The sequence below is a fragment of the Bacillus sp. AFS029533 genome, from assembly GCF_002585125.1.
Taxonomy (GTDB): Bacteria; Bacillota; Bacilli; order Bacillales; family Bacillaceae_G; genus Gottfriedia; species Gottfriedia luciferensis_B.
Genome location: NZ_NUQC01000019.1, coordinates 41272 through 57804 on the forward strand (window position 1 = coordinate 41272; position 16533 = coordinate 57804).

Sequence of the window (16533 nt, forward strand, 5' to 3'; positions counted from 1 at the left end):
AAGGGGAGTTTTTTTATATGTTATTAACTTTAACGTTTATTAGACAATTTTATTCTGTGAACACTGCCACCCTGCGTGCCGACAAACAAATATTCTTCGTCTGGAGAAAGTTCAATTGCTGTAGTATTTCTATTCTCAAGTCCCTCAGATAAATGTTTTTCCTCCATCTACACTCATTATTACACCGCGACAACCCTTAAGAAGTCCAGTTTCATAATAAGAACCAGTGATTTAAGGAAGAATAGGATGACTCTGATAAAACTTAATTAAACCATTTTATTTAAATTCTAAAAACCACAGTAATTACATTGATATTTAGATTCTTTTGATAATAATTCCAAAAAAATTAAAAAACCTGCTCCGATCTGAGAACAGGCTTGAATTAACATTTCGTATTTTTTAATTTCTCTCTTTTGTATGGAATATTACAAAATACCCAAATTGAAAATAATCATTTCATTCCAAAATAAAATTTTGATTGTAGCTATGAAGCTTTGCTTAGTCTACATGAAATCACTGATTTTTTGAAAACTTTTTTATAACGATAATAGACATAAGTTGCTAGTATAATACTAATCAATGCAATTATAAAATCTAACCAGAATACTGCAGTTACACCGATATTTTTTACAAATAACCCTGTAATATATGGGATTACTATGAATGCAGAACTTGATGCAGTGCTTACATAAGCCGATATTGTCGCTTTATTTTTAGGGAAGAACTCGACTATGACTGTAATACACAATTGAAATAAACCTGCAGTTGAAAAACCTATTAGAAAAGAACTTATTATTAACAAACTTGGTTGTTGGCAAAATAATAAAATCAATAATGATAATGAAGTTAAAAATGGATACAAAATTAATATTAATATTGGACTTACAAACCGATTGATAACAAATGCAAGGATTAAAACTGAAATTAGAGATCCAATGTTGAAATAACTCAATAACTGAATAGATTCAGTTCTACTCAATTCAAGTATTTTAAGACCATATGTTGGTATCCAAATTTGTACGACCATAAATAATGTTGTGGTTGTAAATCCCATAAATATGGTAGCTAGGCCTTCCAACAAAATATTTGATTTTGTTTTGAATCGATATCCTTCGTAGATGATATCTTCATTGTTTTTATTAGTATTCTTCGGAAAACGAACTGAAGATAAGAAACTTCCATTAATAAAAAAGATAAATGCAAGTATAAAAAATGAATATCCGTAAAAAATATTATGATTGATAATAAATGAAATTAAGATTGGAAGAATCATTGCTCCGACTGATATAGATGCTTTTATTAATACTGTAGATATTCCTGGATTTTTTGGAAATGCTTCAATCAGTGCCGGATAGGCTCCTGAGTCTAATAATGAATTACTAACCCCGGCAATTATGGCAATAATAAACGCTATTTCATAAGTAGGTGCTAGAGGTATTCCAATCAAAAATAGTAGATATAGAAATGAAGCTGTTACTACAAGTGGCTTTCTCCCGAATTTGTCTGAAAGCCTACCTGATACACTTAAAGTGATTAATTTTCCAATCCCAATACCTGAAACTAAGATACTTATTCCAGTATTATCCGTATTTAATTGTGTTGTTAGAAAACTCATATTTGATGAAAAAATGATATTAATCATACCTAACAGGAAGTAATCAATATATAACCCTATTGTCATACCTACATGTTGAGTTTTCATAAGATCCCCCAATTTAATGTTATACCTTCAATTATTAAAATCTCGTTAAAAAACTAGCTAATCTTTTTTATTATGTCAAGATAATCCTTTTGATTGGCACATTTCTAGTTCACTTAGCTATGCTGCTTGAATATCGATATTGGTCTAAAGATTGTAAAGAGAAGAGTAAAAAAACTGGTCCCAGATGCACAAAAAACCTTTAATTAAAGATATATTTTTAAAAAAATTCATCAGTAATATTTCCATAATTATCTGCAAGGTAGATTTTCAAGATTATTTAATCATTAATACACTTTGATATCTATCTTACTGATCTCTTATTTTATTTCAATTAATAATTACTTTTGAATATTATCTCGAATTCAAGATAATAATAATGCTTATCAAACTTTTTGTCAATTACACCTAAATCATTTTAATTTTTTATCCTTGTTTTCTTATATTTAATTTTTATTACTCTTTTTAACTATCCCCTCACTTAACTATAATTTTCCTTATAAGATTTTTTAGATATCATTATTTAGTCAAAATAGTTTTTGCAAAGGGATAGTATGAATATTGGATTCATTTTTAAATTTATTAAAATATATACTTTTAAATATTTTCATTTATTCTATTTCTTCTCTATCAGTGACTGTAACCTTTACTTTAATCGTACCAAGAGATTTCGATGTTAGTTGAAATTTATTTTTTTTTGTAATTGTTTTCCAGGATTTATAGTTATTTCTAAACAATTCTTCTTCTAAATGAAATACATCAAACTGTTTACTAATTCCTTTTGAAAAAGTCGTACGGATTTCCTTTTTAATTTCTTTTTCTGCTTCATTTTGCAAAACTTTATTGCTGACTTTAGAGTTTAACTGAGTTACAGTTGCATGTACTTTAATATTCATATTAAATTTTGGAACACCTGATTTTTTAACCTTAGAATGCATTTTAATATTTGGGTTTTCAATTTGAAGCAATGCTTTTATTCTTCCGTTTTTTTCGTTAAGAGTTAGAGGTGTTCGTTCTGTGTTCCGATCAACCCAAGCTAATCCTTTTAAATCATCTTTGGATAGCCATTGTGGTTTTTTCGCTTTATAAAACAAAAAAGCTCCATTTACATGCATCATTGGCATATTTTTGTCATCTTTTTTCCACAGTTGGTCATTTAAACCAAGTGTTGGTATGATAATTGACGCACTAGGTTCATTAATTAGTGCTGCGAATTCAACTAATTTCATCGGTTGTATTAGTGAATGTTGTTCATAGTTTCCATTCGGTAAATGTAATAAAGTCATAATTGGTGAATTAGGAAACATAGGTTCAACTGCAAAAATTTTATCAATTGGTTCTTTTGTAGTATAAATCCATGGTGTGAGTCGTGCATCTACAAATCGCTCAAATAATTCCAAGGATTCTTCAACTTGTATTTTACCCAAGGCTGATTCTTTATACACTATCGAACTAATTTGACCAAATAATGTCTTTTGTTGAGTGCTATTATATAAGTCGTTACAAGCCATTGCAAATGTTGTTCCTTTTCCTTTACCGATCCAAATGTTAGGACCTTCAGCTCCACTACTTCCTTGCTCTGATTTACCAATCGTTGCAAAATCCAAAACTTGCGCATATATAACAAATTCATTATTTACATAATCTACTCCTAAAGCTGAAATATATGTTATTTGACTTAATTGTTTTAAATCCCAACATCCGGTTAAAAGTAAAATAGGAGCAATTAGTAGTAGTAACCTCCGTTTCAATTTGAATTATCCCCCTGTTGACGTCCAAGCTTCGTATATAAAAATTTTGGACTCTTTCTCATAACTGTTTTTGGAAGCTGAATTAAACCTTTAATATAGTCACTGTCACTTGGATTATTAAATGAAGACATGTATGGCACTCCAAAGGATTTTAACGTTGAAAGATATATTAATATTAGAAAAAGAGCAAGCATTAAACCTGGCAAGCCTATAATACATGCCATTAAAATACTTATAGCTCTCATTAAAATAACAGCACTTCCAAAAGATTGGTTTACAATTAAAAACTGACCTATCAATGTAATTGCAACAATGACAACTACATTCGGAGAAGTAAGTCCTGATCGAATCATAGTTTCTCCTACAATTAAGGCTCCTACCACCGTTACAGTTTGACCTGTTGATTTAGGTAAACGCAAACCTGCCTCGTACAGAATTTCAAAAAGAATAGTCATTATAATTACCTCCACCCCTGGAGAAAATGGTATCCCTTTACAATTAATTGAAATCGTTGCAAGTGCTGGAAAGGGTATCTGATCTTGATGAAAAGATACCATTGCAATGTAAAAACCTGGAAGTAAGACTGAAATTAATAAGCCTAAATATCTTAATAATCTTTCAAGTGTCACAAAATAATAAGGCATGTACAAATCTTCAGCGGATTTTAGTAAAAATTGCAAATTAATTGGTGCGATTAATGCTGCTGGAGCACCATCTATTAATATACAAAAGCGTCCTCGTTGCAGTGACTCGACAATCATATCTGGCCTAGTATTATAAGTTAAAGACGGGATAATCGAATATGGTGAATCTGATAGCAACTCCTCAAGAGGAGAAACCCCATTTAGAATGTCTAGATCTATCGAATTAAGTCTGTTTCTTGCTTCCTCTATAATATTCTCATTTATTACATCTGAAAGGTAGAGTAATGAAACGCCAGTTTGACTTCGTTTACCGATCGTAAATATTTCATTACATAAAGTGGTACTACGTACTCGTTTTCGAAGTAATGCCACATTTGTTTCTAGAGATTCTGTAAATCCGTCACGAGCACCTTTAATTGAAACCTCATATGTGGATTCCTCAGGTTGACGTTGTGGAACTTTTGATATATTTAATGAACATAGCTCTCCAGTTTCTTCAAATAGTAATATTAATTCACCAGAAAAAACTTTCAATGTGATTTGCTGATCAGTGTCCTTTTCGCCATAAATGATGGGTATTAATTGTAAAGTATTATTTTGGAGATTGGGTAAAACAAACTGATTCATATGAATAGTATCAATCATTCCACTAGAATAGACAAAAATCACTCGTTCACTTTTCGTATGATTATTTAAGATATGAACTTTTATTTGCACATCTGCACAGGTTCTAAATAGCTTTCTTATTTTTTGTTCATTTATTTTTGAAATGGGAATTAGCCCCCTTTTAGTTTTACCTTATATTTTGTAACAAAAAGTACTAATAAAATCGATATGAAAAAGATAATTGGTATAAATATAGGGAAATAATTATTTTTTACAAATGAATGAACATTTTTATCCGTAATAGGTATACAAGCGACTACAAATAACACAAAACATAAAGACCACAACAAATTTTTCTTATTACGTTTTGATCTAATATTTAAAATATCAACACATAAGAATAAAGTTAACGCAATTCTAATAAAGGAGGCTGACATAAATTGATAAACAGAGAGAAAATCTACATGTTGAATAAATTGACCAATACTTAGTAGTCGCCATTGCTCATAAACAGGGTAGCGCATTTTTTCTGATAATTGAGGACCAAATAAAGAGATTGAATAAAATAATGGAAAAAGTGATGATAGTAATATCAAAAATCCTAATAAAAATAATTGCCAGAATTTAACTCGACTTTTGATATGACGTTGGATTAGTAATAAAAACAATAGTTCAATATATCCTCCAGCAATGAAAAAGCTCCCTTTAAAAATAGGACTCCAACCTTTTTGCAACATCGGTTTCATCCAATTTATGTGCATAAATTGGATATTTGCACCATCAAGAAAATATTCAAACAATAGAACAAAAGGAAAAAGAAATACTGATATAACAGCAATGGAAGATATGCCGGCATAAGCACAATAAGTACAGATAATTAATAAACATCCTTCGATAACAATGATTGGTGTTTTCGGTAAATAAATAACTGTGATCCAATATGAGGTATTTTTTAGAGCAATGTATGTATTTATCAATAAAAAAGCTAATAATGGGATTATAATGATAGAATAGGCTAAATTTCCATATCGCTGTTTTATCAGTAAAGTGATGGATTTTTCTTCTGTTTTTATCATGATGTAATATAAAATGCAAAGCCAGACTAATAGAGCTGGTAAAGCAATGATTACCGAAATCCACGAATCTCGACCAGCTATGTCAAGTATTATTGGAATCAACATAAAATGGTGCATAAGTATACTGGAAAATAGTACAAGGATTAATGCTGCACTAATGAAAATTTTTTCATTATTCATTTTTCGAGCAATACCTCCTTTTTCTACTATTCATTTATTTCATGAACATGTATATATTATCCATTGATACAACAACCTATACGTCAAAAAACTGCAGCCATTACCCAATAATAGAGGTAAAAGCTGCAGTTTACTTTATCAACTACTTTATTAATTTATTTAATTATAATTACTTTCGTGTGCTTCAAACAATTCATGTACATATTGAATGCCTAATCCAAATGCTCCGTCATGCTCACTTGTGTAGTAAACGTGTCCCTATTATGAGTGATACTTTGGTAGCAGCCTTTCCTCCATCGGCATTACCCGACTTCATAGGTACTACGCTGCTATCCGATTCGCTACATCGGCATTTGGTTTCCTTACTCTTTATCGCTTGTACAACATACTCTTCTATTAAATGAAAAGACTGGTAGGGTCTCCCGAGTTGCCATATCATATCAATGTGTTACGTGCCAAGGTCTCTGACTCTGGAGAGGCTTTACCCTTCTTGCCTTAACGAAAGGTAAAATGTTGCTTTCTGCTATGCGTAAGGCATCAGCCCTCTCGATTTAATAACATTTCGAAGCTCAATCCCTTCAACCATTTGGCTTTCGGCCCGCAACCTAACTGTCTACGCTTAAAGATTAAAGTTACCAATCCTTCAAGACTCGCTACGAGTGAATGGCTAGTTCTTTCTTGACGGGAATCCCACCCGTTATATGATACGACCTATGCTCGGCCGCAAACGCATGCTTTAGTTGTACAACAAAAACAAAAATCCTTCTCAAAAGAAGGATCTTTATTATGTTAAATATTACAATTACTTCAGCTTAAACCGTTACTGACTGGTTTGTTACGTATTTTACATATTCGGCTGCGTTTTGTGCCAATTGCTCATCGGTTACGTCACCAACCCCGTGCAAAATATACGGTGTCATAAAGGTCATACCGATAAATGGGTTCGTAGCCGTAGCCTGAATCGGCTTCAACAATTCCTCCATTGTGTAACGGTTATAACCGCTAGGCTGATATGATTCCGCAGGACCGAATGGAATATGTAAAACTACTTGTAAAGATCGATTCAAAAGCTGTTAAAGTTTCAAATATTCAAGTGCAACCAAAGAATGGAAAATATGAAATCTCGTTTAATGCTGACACTTAAAAGATACAATATAAAAATAAGTATGGCTAGAAAAGGAAATTGTTTGGATAATGCATGCATCGAAAGTTTCTTTAGCCATTTTAAAACAGTATGCTTTGATCGATATCAATTTAACGATCAATAACAAGTTGAGCACGCAGTGAAACGTTATATTTGGTACTACAATAATAAAAGATTTCAAAAGAAATTAAATAACCTTAGCCCTATTGAATACAGGGCTAAGGCTGCTTAAAATACATTTTTTATTAGTGTCTACTTGACAGGGGTAAGTCCATTGTTGAGTCATCTTTTTCATATTTATCCGATGTTAAAATATTAATTCAATTTGTTATTTAAGATTTTTATTGAGAAAAATATTTACATGTTCTGCAAACATTTCTGGATATTGGAATAGAAATCCATGACCGGAATCCGGATAAATAATCAGTTGAGCATTCGGAATTCGTTGAGAGATGATATAAGAATTAACGGTAGGAATCATGATATCGCGATTTCCGTTGGCCACGAGCACGGGCTGCTTGATTTCTCCCAATCGGTCGAAGGTTGAAATCGTTCTCCATGCCCCGGCACCTTTGATTTGGGCTTGCACCGATTCCGGTTTTACAAGCGGCGCTCTAGATTCTTTTCTTCTGGCAAGACGCTCTAAATACGCTAAGCCTGCCGCTTTGCTCGTCTCACTTTGCTCAAAGAACAAGTACAAGAAATCCTCGGCATCGTTAACTGGCTTGAACGCAACTTGAAATACTTCAGGTTTTCCTGCTTCCGTGCCTTCTCCGGTTCCTCCCCCCGTACCTGCCAAAATCAAGCGACGGACTAAATCCGGATGCTCTAACGCCACGATTTGAGCAATGTAACCGCCCATTGAAAATCCCAACAAGTCGACTTGTTTAAGTCCTAACGCTCTAATGAAAGTATATACGTATTTCGCCGTTCCAAAGAACGACTCCGGTGTCTCTCCCGATGACAATCCTATGCCCGCGTTATCGAACAGGATGATCGTCCGTTCTCTTGCCAGTGCATTGATGAGAGCAGGATCCCAATCGTCTATCGTGCCTCTGAAACGTTGGCAAAAAACGAGCGGAACATCCGATGGTTTACCGAAAGTCCGATAAGCGAACCGAATGCCATCCGCTTCTAAATAAGAAGTTTCTACTGTTTCTGCAGTGAATGTATTTAAATTTTGTTCTAAATTTTTCATTTTATATCATCCTCATAATTTATTTTTTATTTGTTAATCTCTGTGTTTGTATTTAAACGTTGAATCTCCCTTAATATATAGGTTGAAGTCGTTGAATGTTGTACTTCATGTATTGTTACAAACGCTAAAATATCCCCAATTGTTACAAACGAAGTATCACGAATCAAAAATGGATCTTTCAAATTCTCATTTAATTTATCCATAAAGAGTGAATTTATATCGTCTAATTGTAGTTTTAGTAGTTGAACCAATTTAACTTTTGAAGGTGGAGATATAGTCCAGTCTGAAGGTTTTGTTCCGCCTTTAAAAAGTTCAATGAATCCATCAGGTAGCCTTGATGATCCCGTAATTCGTTTGAAAAGCATGCTATCGGTAATCGCAATGAAATGACCTATATTCCATCTGATTGTGTTATTAAACTGAATCGGCTGTATATCATAATACTCTTCTAACAAAGACTCAAATTTTCGGATATTATTTAAACGTACATAGTTTGCAGTTTTCAATATGGTATTCGAGCTCATGATAGCCCTCCTTATTGTATTTTATATAATTGAAAGAGCTATATTTAAAAACTATCATTGAATTTCTTAAATACTAAAACTGCATTATGTCCACCGAATCCGAATCCATTTGAAATCGCATAGTTTACTTCTGCATGAACTGGATGATTTGGAACATAATCTAGATTACATTCTTCATCTGGATATTCATAGTTAATTGTAGGTGGAATTGTATTTTCCAAAATACTTTTAAGGGTGATGATTGCTTCAATTCCTCCAGCAGCTCCAAATAAGTGCCCTGTCATAGATTTAGTTGAACTTACTTTCAGTTTATATGCATGGTCTCCAAATACACTTTTAATTGCTTTCGTTTCAGATTTGTCACCTTCAGGTGTGCTCGTGCCATGAGCATTGATGTAATCGACATCTATTGGTTGGATCTGAGCCATATTCAATGCGAGATTCATTGCTCGTTCTGCTCCATGAAAGTCAGGGGAAGTAATATGATAGGCATCAGTTGTTGATCCATAACCAATGATTTCACCTAAAATAGTTGCCCCTCTTTTTTTAGCATGCTCAAATTCCTCAAGCAACAAAATACCTGCTCCTTCCGACATAACAAAACCATCTCTTCGTTTGTCAAATGGTCTGCTGGCAGTCTCGGGTGAATCATTATTAGTTGACATTGCTTTCATCCTAGAGAAACCAGCATAAGCTAAAGGACTGATGGAAGCTTCAGATCCTCCTGCCAATATGGCATCAGAATATCCGTGCCGAATGTTAAGAAAGGCTTCTCCTATTGCATGATTGCTAGTTGCACAGGCAGATACAGGTGAAAAACTTGTTCCTTTGAAACCTGTTTTGATTGATACGATTCCTACAGCCATATTGCTGATCATCATTGGTGCCATGAAAGGAGATACTTTTCTTGCTCCTTTTTCTAAAAGCATTTTATGATTTTCTAGTACAGTGTCTAATCCACCAATTCCTGAGCCAATAAATACTCCCAATCGATTTGGATCTGTTTTTTCGAGGTCTAGTCCTGCTTGATCTAATGCTTGTTTGACTGCAATATACGCATATTGAACAAATTTATCGTATTTACCTAACTCTTTTTTATCAAAAAATTCTTCTGGAAAAAGTTTCTCGATATGGCCACCAATTTTTGTACTTATATCTTCATAGCCCTCGAACTCAACCTTTTTAATGCCAGATTTTGAAGCCTTTACATTTTTCCATAATGTGTCTACATCATTACCTAATGGTGATACTACACCATAACCAGTTATTACAACCCTGCGATTCATAAAGAACCTCCTATAACAATTCTAGAGATTTTGCCATGCTACCTATTTTTTGCACTTTCACCTTTAAGCGTCATGCATGTTGAACTTGCTTTCGCAATCAATGACTCTTTTTCATCATATATTGAGCAATCAATAAAACCGATGTTGCTTCCTTTTTTGACTACAACCGCATGGGCTTTTAAAGTTGTCTGCCATATAGGTTTTAAATAATTTATTTTTAATTCAACAGTCGTAAAGGATTCACTTTCATTTAATAAGGTAGCATACGCAATTCCCATTGCTGCATCCGCCAGGTCACAAAGTATACCACCATGAACTGTTCCCATCGGATTTAAATGGTCTTCCTTTGTCTCAAGTTGAAATACAGTCTCTCCTCTATTAATCTCGATTGGATAAAAGCCGATTAATTTTGCAACAGGAGGAACAGAAATTTCCTTCTGTGAATTTAATTTAATGGTATTCTTCATTAAAATTCCCCTTTCAGTATTAAATATTATTTAAATACATAAACCTAAAATGAAAATAAAGAATGGATCATAGCAAAGTCACAATTTACTATGCAACTCACCTCTCTAAAAATATTCAAAAAAGAACCAAACGGTCTGTTTTTATTTCAAAAAAATATGGAAATCGCAATTAGAAAAGAATGTCTATTAATTGCATATTTACCATATCTAAATAATTTTTATCTTTGTATAAACGACTAAGGGCTAATGCTCCTTCTAATGAAGACAGAATGAAAACGGCCATTTTTTCTGGATCTATGTCACTTCCGATTTCATTTCGATTCTTTCCATGAATGATAATCGTTTTAGTAAGTTTGATTAAGTCAGTAAATCCTTCTTTTATTGAATCCTCGAATTCAATTGTTGAATCATCAGCTTCTATTGCCGCATTCATCAACGGGCATCCACCTATGACAATTTCATCTTGAGACAAAGTATTAAAAACGCTAATAAATGCTTTAAATTGATCATAAGCAGAATCTTTTGATGCAACTGCTTCTTTATAATTTTCTTTAAGGGTATTTAAAGAATGAGTAAACGAAGCTTTGGCCAATGTATCTTTATTTTCAAAATGATTATAAATACCACCCTTTTTTAAACCAGTGGCAGTCATTATATCAGAGATAGAGGTCGATTTATATCCATGTTTATTAAATAATGTAGATGATTTCTCAATGATGTATTTTTTAGTTCGTTCACCTTTATTAATTTGCTACTTACCTCCTTTTTTTCAAAAAAGAACAACTGGTCTTTTATTAAAACATATTATTATAAGTATTGTCAATCTAACATTAACGGATTAATCCAATTTTTCCTAATAATAATCAGTTTAAAAAGAGAAATCTATCCTATTGTAGCGGATACTTAAATAGTTAAAGGAGATTGGAAAATTCTATTGCTATTCCTTCTCCAATCCCAATAACCCCTCTAGTAATAATAACTGTTTGATTATTGAACTTTCCTGTCATACCTTTAATCCTTTCGACAATTTTCATATATCGTACTTTCCCCTCATACTTTTTACCTAGTACATGATTAAAACCATAAAGGAATTACCTTGTCAATATCCCTTAATCCTTTCCCTACTTTTATGCTCATCCAGACAATGGATTTGTCTGGACTGCCAATACTTCTTCCTTTTCGTTCTCTTTTACAAAACTAGTAATTATTAAGGTGCCAAGAAAAATGCATGAAGCAAGGATGTACGCACTTTGAATTCCACCAAATTTTTCAATAACCGCTCCTGCTAAGGATGGACCTATTAATTGGCCAATCGAATAGAATACTGACACATATCCTAAGACGGCTGGAACTAGAGATGGACTTACTCGTTCGGCTGCCATAGATTGGATAAGTACCAAAAATCCTCCGAGTGAAAACGGAAATAAGATGGAAGCTGCTACAAAAGCAATAAGATGATGATTTAGGACAGGTAGAATTCCTGCAATCATGCAAAGGATCGATGTAATTAGTAAAGAATTTTTTCTTCCTATACGATCAGAAATCATTCCAAAAACTGGACTTCCTACAATGATAGATAACCCAGATAATGCAAATACATTTCCTGCAATTTTTTCACTGAAGCCTGAATTGATCATAAATGATGATTGGAAAAGTACTGGGATTAGGTAGCCCACTCCAACCAAGAAATAAATAATTCCGATTCGAATAATTTTTACATTTTTAAATGCCTTGCTAATTGATTGATTTTGGTTGTTTTTCGTATTCGTTTTGTTTTCTGACTCTTTTAGTACGAACAGTGATAAAAGTGTAACGATTAAGGATATAGTACCGAAAATCGTCCAAATGTCCCTCCACCCTAAAGATGGAAAGTAATCACTTAGATTGGTCGTTATTATTCCACTTAAAAGCATCCCCGAACCTACACCACTCAATAAAATCCCAAGTACAAGCCCTTTTTTATTGGCAAACTGAATAACCATTAGGGACATAAGTGGTGCAAATGCTAATGAACTTCCTGCCCCAAGTAGAAACATGATAAGCATGACAAAATAATATGATTTTGCAAATGAAAGAAGGAACAGACAAACTGTAACTAAAAATCCTCCGGCTAATACAATTTTCTTTATGCCAAACTTTTGGGCCAAAACGGCAATAAGTGTTGAGATGACCAAAAATCCAAGTGAAATGATCGTAGCTAAAAATCCTGCCTGAGCGTAGTTGATAGCTAAATCTTCTTGCATAGAAGGCATTAATACACCATAGGCTAATCTTGCAAATCCTGATGTCGCAATGACCAACAAGTAACCTGCTATTAGTTGAGAAAACATTGAACTTTTTTTATTCACCATTTTTTCATCCTCCAATAAAAAACTGTACGGTCTGTTTTTAACCCAAAAAAAATATTTAAATCCAATTCTGTACTATAAAACATCTGATTTTAAAACATCGCTACTTCCTCAATCCTATTCAATTCATTTTCAGAAAAGAACAATCGGTCTGTTGTAATTTAACTACTTATTCGATAATAAGTCAATAAATTTTTAATTATGTAAGATAAAGTTCTTGATTATAAAAATAAGGATAAATATTCCTTATTTTTATTTTAATAGTATAATATTTTACGGCTTACAGCTGGATGCTCTTTAGGTCCAGGTCCTCCTACTTTCACTATATTTTGATAGGTATCGTCTTGAAAAAACACATCAGGAACACCACAACGAATATGACCTGATGGTTTTAAAAATTTATAACAAACTTTAGCTACATCCACACCTTCTTCATAGGTAAGACGCTCCCATACATGCTCAGCTAAATTAGCTGAGATAGAATTATTATCAAATCTACTTTCCCAAGTAGTCTTATCTAATAAGTTAAGTTCATCTTCTTGTGTTTGAATCTATCCAGGATTATTGTTAAACGCTCCTGCACTTACTACTACTTTAATTTCATCTTGTTTTGTAACCAACACTTTTACCTCATAACAAATTTAGTTCATATAATATTTTCTTTGTTTACTATAAGTTTTTCTTCTTCAACTAAACTGCCATTAGCTTAATAAAAAAAATCGACTAAAAAGTCGATCATGTTGTTCAACTAAAGTATTGCGTTAGTTCAATAAGATTTTATTAATATGTTCCATTTAAGTTGGTAATTAATACATTAAACATGTTTTTTAGAAAGGGAGCTTACTAATGAAAGGTTCACATACTAAGCAGCCTATTCCTCACCTAAAAGCCCATAAACACAATTCTAATCAATTTTAGTATCGACAGCCTATTTTAAGTCATTTATTCTTTGGGATAAACGTTTTATGCTGGTATATTTGCTGGATTAATCACATTTGTCGGGGGTATTATAGCTATATTCATTATTAAAAATGACTAATACCTTATTCAACATAAATTAAAAGGATCTGTCCAATAAGCCCTCAATGTCTTTTAACAGAATAATCACTATGATTGGAATGGAAGGTGCGAGACCCCTATGGGAGTAATGTTACAGATACTACTCCACCCTCCCCCTACATAATAATAGGCCCATTGTGTTAAAACTAACTTTGGTCCAATTTATTTAATTAGATTGTTTTCTTACCCTGCAATTACTTTTTAGATTAAGTGTATATTTATTCTAAATAAAATCTATGTAATTTGTCAGATCCTAATTGGTATTGAACTATCGCTTTGGATAGTTCAATACCTACTTTTTTTTTACTCATTTTTATAAATGAGGATTCCGTTTATTTTTCTTCATCTAAGAAAATAGTTATCGTTAAAAGAATTGTGGGTATATCGCTTTTGCACCGCCAGCTAAATTTTGCTGAACCATTCGGCTCAAATTGTCTGCTAAAATTTCATAGTTATCTGCTTCTATACCATAGATAGCCATCTTTGCAATTTCAGCAGGATTTGATTTAGGTGCCTTAATATTTGCTGTCATGTCTGTTTCCATATATGCTACATGTAACCCAGAAACAAGTATATTTTTAGGAGCTAGTTCCAGTCGGAGCGTATTCGTCAAACTCCATTCTGCTGATTTAGCTGCTGGATATGAACCCCCTCCGTCACGCTCAACAAAGATAGAACGGAAAGAATATTTAGTTACTTCCTTTGCAATCTCGGCTGCCACAGCAATTGATTTTTCATCTGTAATGTCTATCTTTAGTGGGATGACACCAGGGAGATCAATCGATTCCAGTTTTCTAACTCCTGTATAAACCTTAGCTCCTCTCGCAAGAAGTTCCTCTGCATGATGACTACCCAGTCCACGATTTGCTCCTGTAATTAGTGCTATTTGTTTTGAAATTTCCTTTACGAATACACCTCATTTTCTATTTATAAATTATTTAGTCTTATGTCTTAAAATTTGTATCAAAGAGTTTTTGAATTCATTTGAGAATATTCATTCTTAAATGTGCACTAAAATTAAGTGATTCTATTATCATTTACCCTTAATATTCGTGAATTATATAACATATATACGCTTCTTGATTTGGTATTGAAGGACTGGAAGTGACATGTTTAAATCGAACTGAATACAACAATACATAAACGACAATCAAGGAAGAAGACAGATTTAGCACGATAACTTCATGTTCTTTTATACTTTCTTTTCTTCGTATTCAAAAAAATAAACAGTAACTACTGCAATTACAATTATAATGATTGGGGAGGAAAATAATAAGATCCCTAGAAAACAAATGGCAAGAATTCCTGAGCCTATTTTTAAATAAATTGAGTTGAATAAACTCATACATGCTAATACGCCTAATAGTGCATTACATAAGAAGAAGGCATTAGCAATTGATACTAATTGCTGAATACTAACTATATCCATAAAGAAAAGAATGAATACAACTACGTGTATACAAAACAAACTTAGCAATGCACGTGACGGAACATTATTTTTATTTTTAAATGATAACCATGTTGGTAATAATCCATTTTTTGCTTGATCTGAAACTAGCCTAGAAACAGCTCCAATTACTAACAGGACTGTACTAATACATAAGGCAATTGTAATGGTCGATATAATTGGAGTTGCCCATCGACCAAATAAACTTTGAAGTAATGGAGCTAATGATTGATCGGATGAAATCGAATCTTCTGAATGTACCCACTGGAATGCCAGAGCTACCGTCAGACTTACAATAGCTATCACTGAAAAACTTAATGCTACAGCTTTTGGAATTGTCTTTTCAGGGGACTTTACTTCTAATGAGTAACTGCCAATTACTTCCCACCCAATTAATGCCCAAAACAACAATAATAAACTTTGGCCAAAATCATTCACAGAAATTGGATTGGATAAAGATATATTGCCATCAACTGTAAATAAAGTATGAAAGCTACCTACAAGTAGAGTTACTACTATAATACTGGACATAATTAATGCAAATTTTCCTACATCTGCAATATTCCTGGTTAAGATCAAATACACAAAACATAGTAAGCCAATTGCTAGCCATTTTTCATTAAAAAGAGTTTGTGTTGTTAATAATTGTAAATAATGTCCCGCTGTCCCAAACACTGCAATAGGACCAAAACAAATTGCTAGTAAAAAGAATATTGCTGAAAGATTTTTAATATGAGTTCCAAAAGCACGCTCTACTGCTAAAGGTACACCTGAATCACCCGGTATCATCAAACTTATTTTCCCGAACATATTTGCAAATAACATACTTAACCCAAGCATAAGTATCCAAGCAAAAATTGCATAATTTCCAGCTATTTCAAATACAGCAGGAGGTAATATGATAATTCCTGAACCTAATATTGGACCGATCATTAGCCCACTTAGCAATAAATATCCTATTTTCCGATTCTCCATAAAATCACCTCAAATTTTTATTAGAAGAAATTGTAATCTCGTATAATTTAATTATATGTAACGACATATAATCGGTAAAATGAATATATACGATATTATCAATCGGAAAATTCGATAGAAGGAGGTATT

At 32.8% G+C, this 16533-nt stretch carries 14 protein-coding genes and 2 pseudogenes; 1 reads left to right on the forward strand and 15 read right to left on the reverse strand.

Features of this window, described 5'->3' with window-relative positions:
* Positions 1-484: 484 nt before the first annotated feature.
* The 5 genes from COE53_RS09930 to COE53_RS09950 form a co-directional block, all read right to left on the reverse strand.
* The gene (locus COE53_RS09930; protein WP_098947958.1) at positions 485-1702 is read right to left on the reverse strand and encodes an MFS transporter; all 1218 of its coding nucleotides are present in this window, start codon (positions 1700-1702) and stop codon (positions 485-487) included.
* 608 nt (positions 1703-2310) lie between these two features.
* The gene (locus tag COE53_RS09935) at positions 2311-3450 is read right to left on the reverse strand and encodes a Ger(x)C family spore germination protein (RefSeq protein ID WP_098947959.1); all 1140 of its coding nucleotides are present in this window, start codon (positions 3448-3450) and stop codon (positions 2311-2313) included.
* The gene (locus COE53_RS09940) at positions 3447-4871 is read right to left on the reverse strand and encodes a spore germination protein (protein ID WP_098947960.1); all 1425 of its coding nucleotides are present in this window, start codon (positions 4869-4871) and stop codon (positions 3447-3449) included. The genes COE53_RS09935 and COE53_RS09940 overlap by 4 nt, the downstream gene beginning before the upstream one ends.
* Positions 4871-5956 (reverse strand): GerAB/ArcD/ProY family transporter, encoded by a 1086-nt coding sequence (locus tag COE53_RS09945; RefSeq protein WP_098947961.1) that lies wholly within the window; start codon positions 5954-5956, stop codon positions 4871-4873. The genes COE53_RS09940 and COE53_RS09945 overlap by 1 nt, the downstream gene beginning before the upstream one ends.
* An 812-nt stretch (positions 5957-6768) precedes the next feature.
* On the reverse strand, positions 6769-7023 hold the full coding sequence (locus tag COE53_RS09950) for an NAD(P)H-dependent oxidoreductase (RefSeq protein ID WP_098947962.1): 255 nt from the start codon (positions 7021-7023) through the stop codon (positions 6769-6771).
* Between the two features lie 213 nt (positions 7024-7236).
* On the opposite strand from COE53_RS09950, the pseudogene COE53_RS24555 reads away from it, so the two are divergent.
* A pseudogene (locus COE53_RS24555) lies at positions 7237-7332 on the forward strand (IS3 family transposase); the annotation flags it as partial.
* A 96-nt stretch (positions 7333-7428) separates the two neighbouring features.
* On the opposite strand, the gene COE53_RS09960 reads toward COE53_RS24555, so the two are convergent.
* The 10 genes and pseudogenes from COE53_RS09960 to COE53_RS10000 all read right to left on the reverse strand — a co-directional run bounded on the left by COE53_RS09960 (position 7429) and on the right by COE53_RS10000 (position 16404).
* Positions 7429-8298: an alpha/beta fold hydrolase gene (locus COE53_RS09960; RefSeq protein WP_098947964.1), complete on the reverse strand. Its 870-nt coding sequence runs from the start codon at positions 8296-8298 to the stop codon at positions 7429-7431.
* A gap of 26 nt (positions 8299-8324) precedes the next feature.
* On the reverse strand, positions 8325-8822 hold the full coding sequence (locus tag COE53_RS09965) for a DinB family protein (protein ID WP_098947965.1): 498 nt from the start codon (positions 8820-8822) through the stop codon (positions 8325-8327).
* A 44-nt stretch (positions 8823-8866) separates the two neighbouring features.
* Positions 8867-10108, reverse strand: a complete 1242-nt coding sequence (gene fabF / locus COE53_RS09970; RefSeq protein ID WP_098947966.1) for a beta-ketoacyl-ACP synthase II — start codon at positions 10106-10108, stop codon at positions 8867-8869.
* 38 nt (positions 10109-10146) lie between these two features.
* Positions 10147-10575, reverse strand: coding sequence for a PaaI family thioesterase (locus tag COE53_RS09975; protein WP_098947967.1), 429 nt, complete (start codon positions 10573-10575; stop codon positions 10147-10149).
* Between the two features lie 169 nt (positions 10576-10744).
* Complete coding sequence (locus COE53_RS09980; RefSeq protein ID WP_098947968.1) at positions 10745-11323, reverse strand: TetR/AcrR family transcriptional regulator; 579 nt, start codon at positions 11321-11323, stop codon at positions 10745-10747.
* 163 nt (positions 11324-11486) lie between these two features.
* Complete coding sequence (locus COE53_RS24310) at positions 11487-11609, reverse strand: hypothetical protein (protein WP_286162556.1); 123 nt, start codon at positions 11607-11609, stop codon at positions 11487-11489.
* Positions 11610-11708: 99 nt separating this feature from the next.
* The gene (locus COE53_RS09985) at positions 11709-12926 is read right to left on the reverse strand and encodes an MFS transporter (RefSeq protein WP_098947969.1); all 1218 of its coding nucleotides are present in this window, start codon (positions 12924-12926) and stop codon (positions 11709-11711) included.
* Positions 12927-13186: 260 nt separating this feature from the next.
* Positions 13187-13546: pseudogene (locus COE53_RS09990) on the reverse strand (class I SAM-dependent methyltransferase); the annotation flags it as partial.
* Positions 13547-14346: 800 nt separating this feature from the next.
* Entirely contained in the window at positions 14347-14703 is a 357-nt protein-coding gene (locus COE53_RS09995) for an SDR family NAD(P)-dependent oxidoreductase (protein WP_286162557.1), read from the reverse strand.
* A 471-nt stretch (positions 14704-15174) separates the two neighbouring features.
* A complete protein-coding gene (locus COE53_RS10000; protein ID WP_098947971.1) occupies positions 15175-16404 on the reverse strand; it encodes an APC family permease in 1230 nt (409 codons plus the stop codon).
* Positions 16405-16533 lie beyond the last annotated feature (129 nt).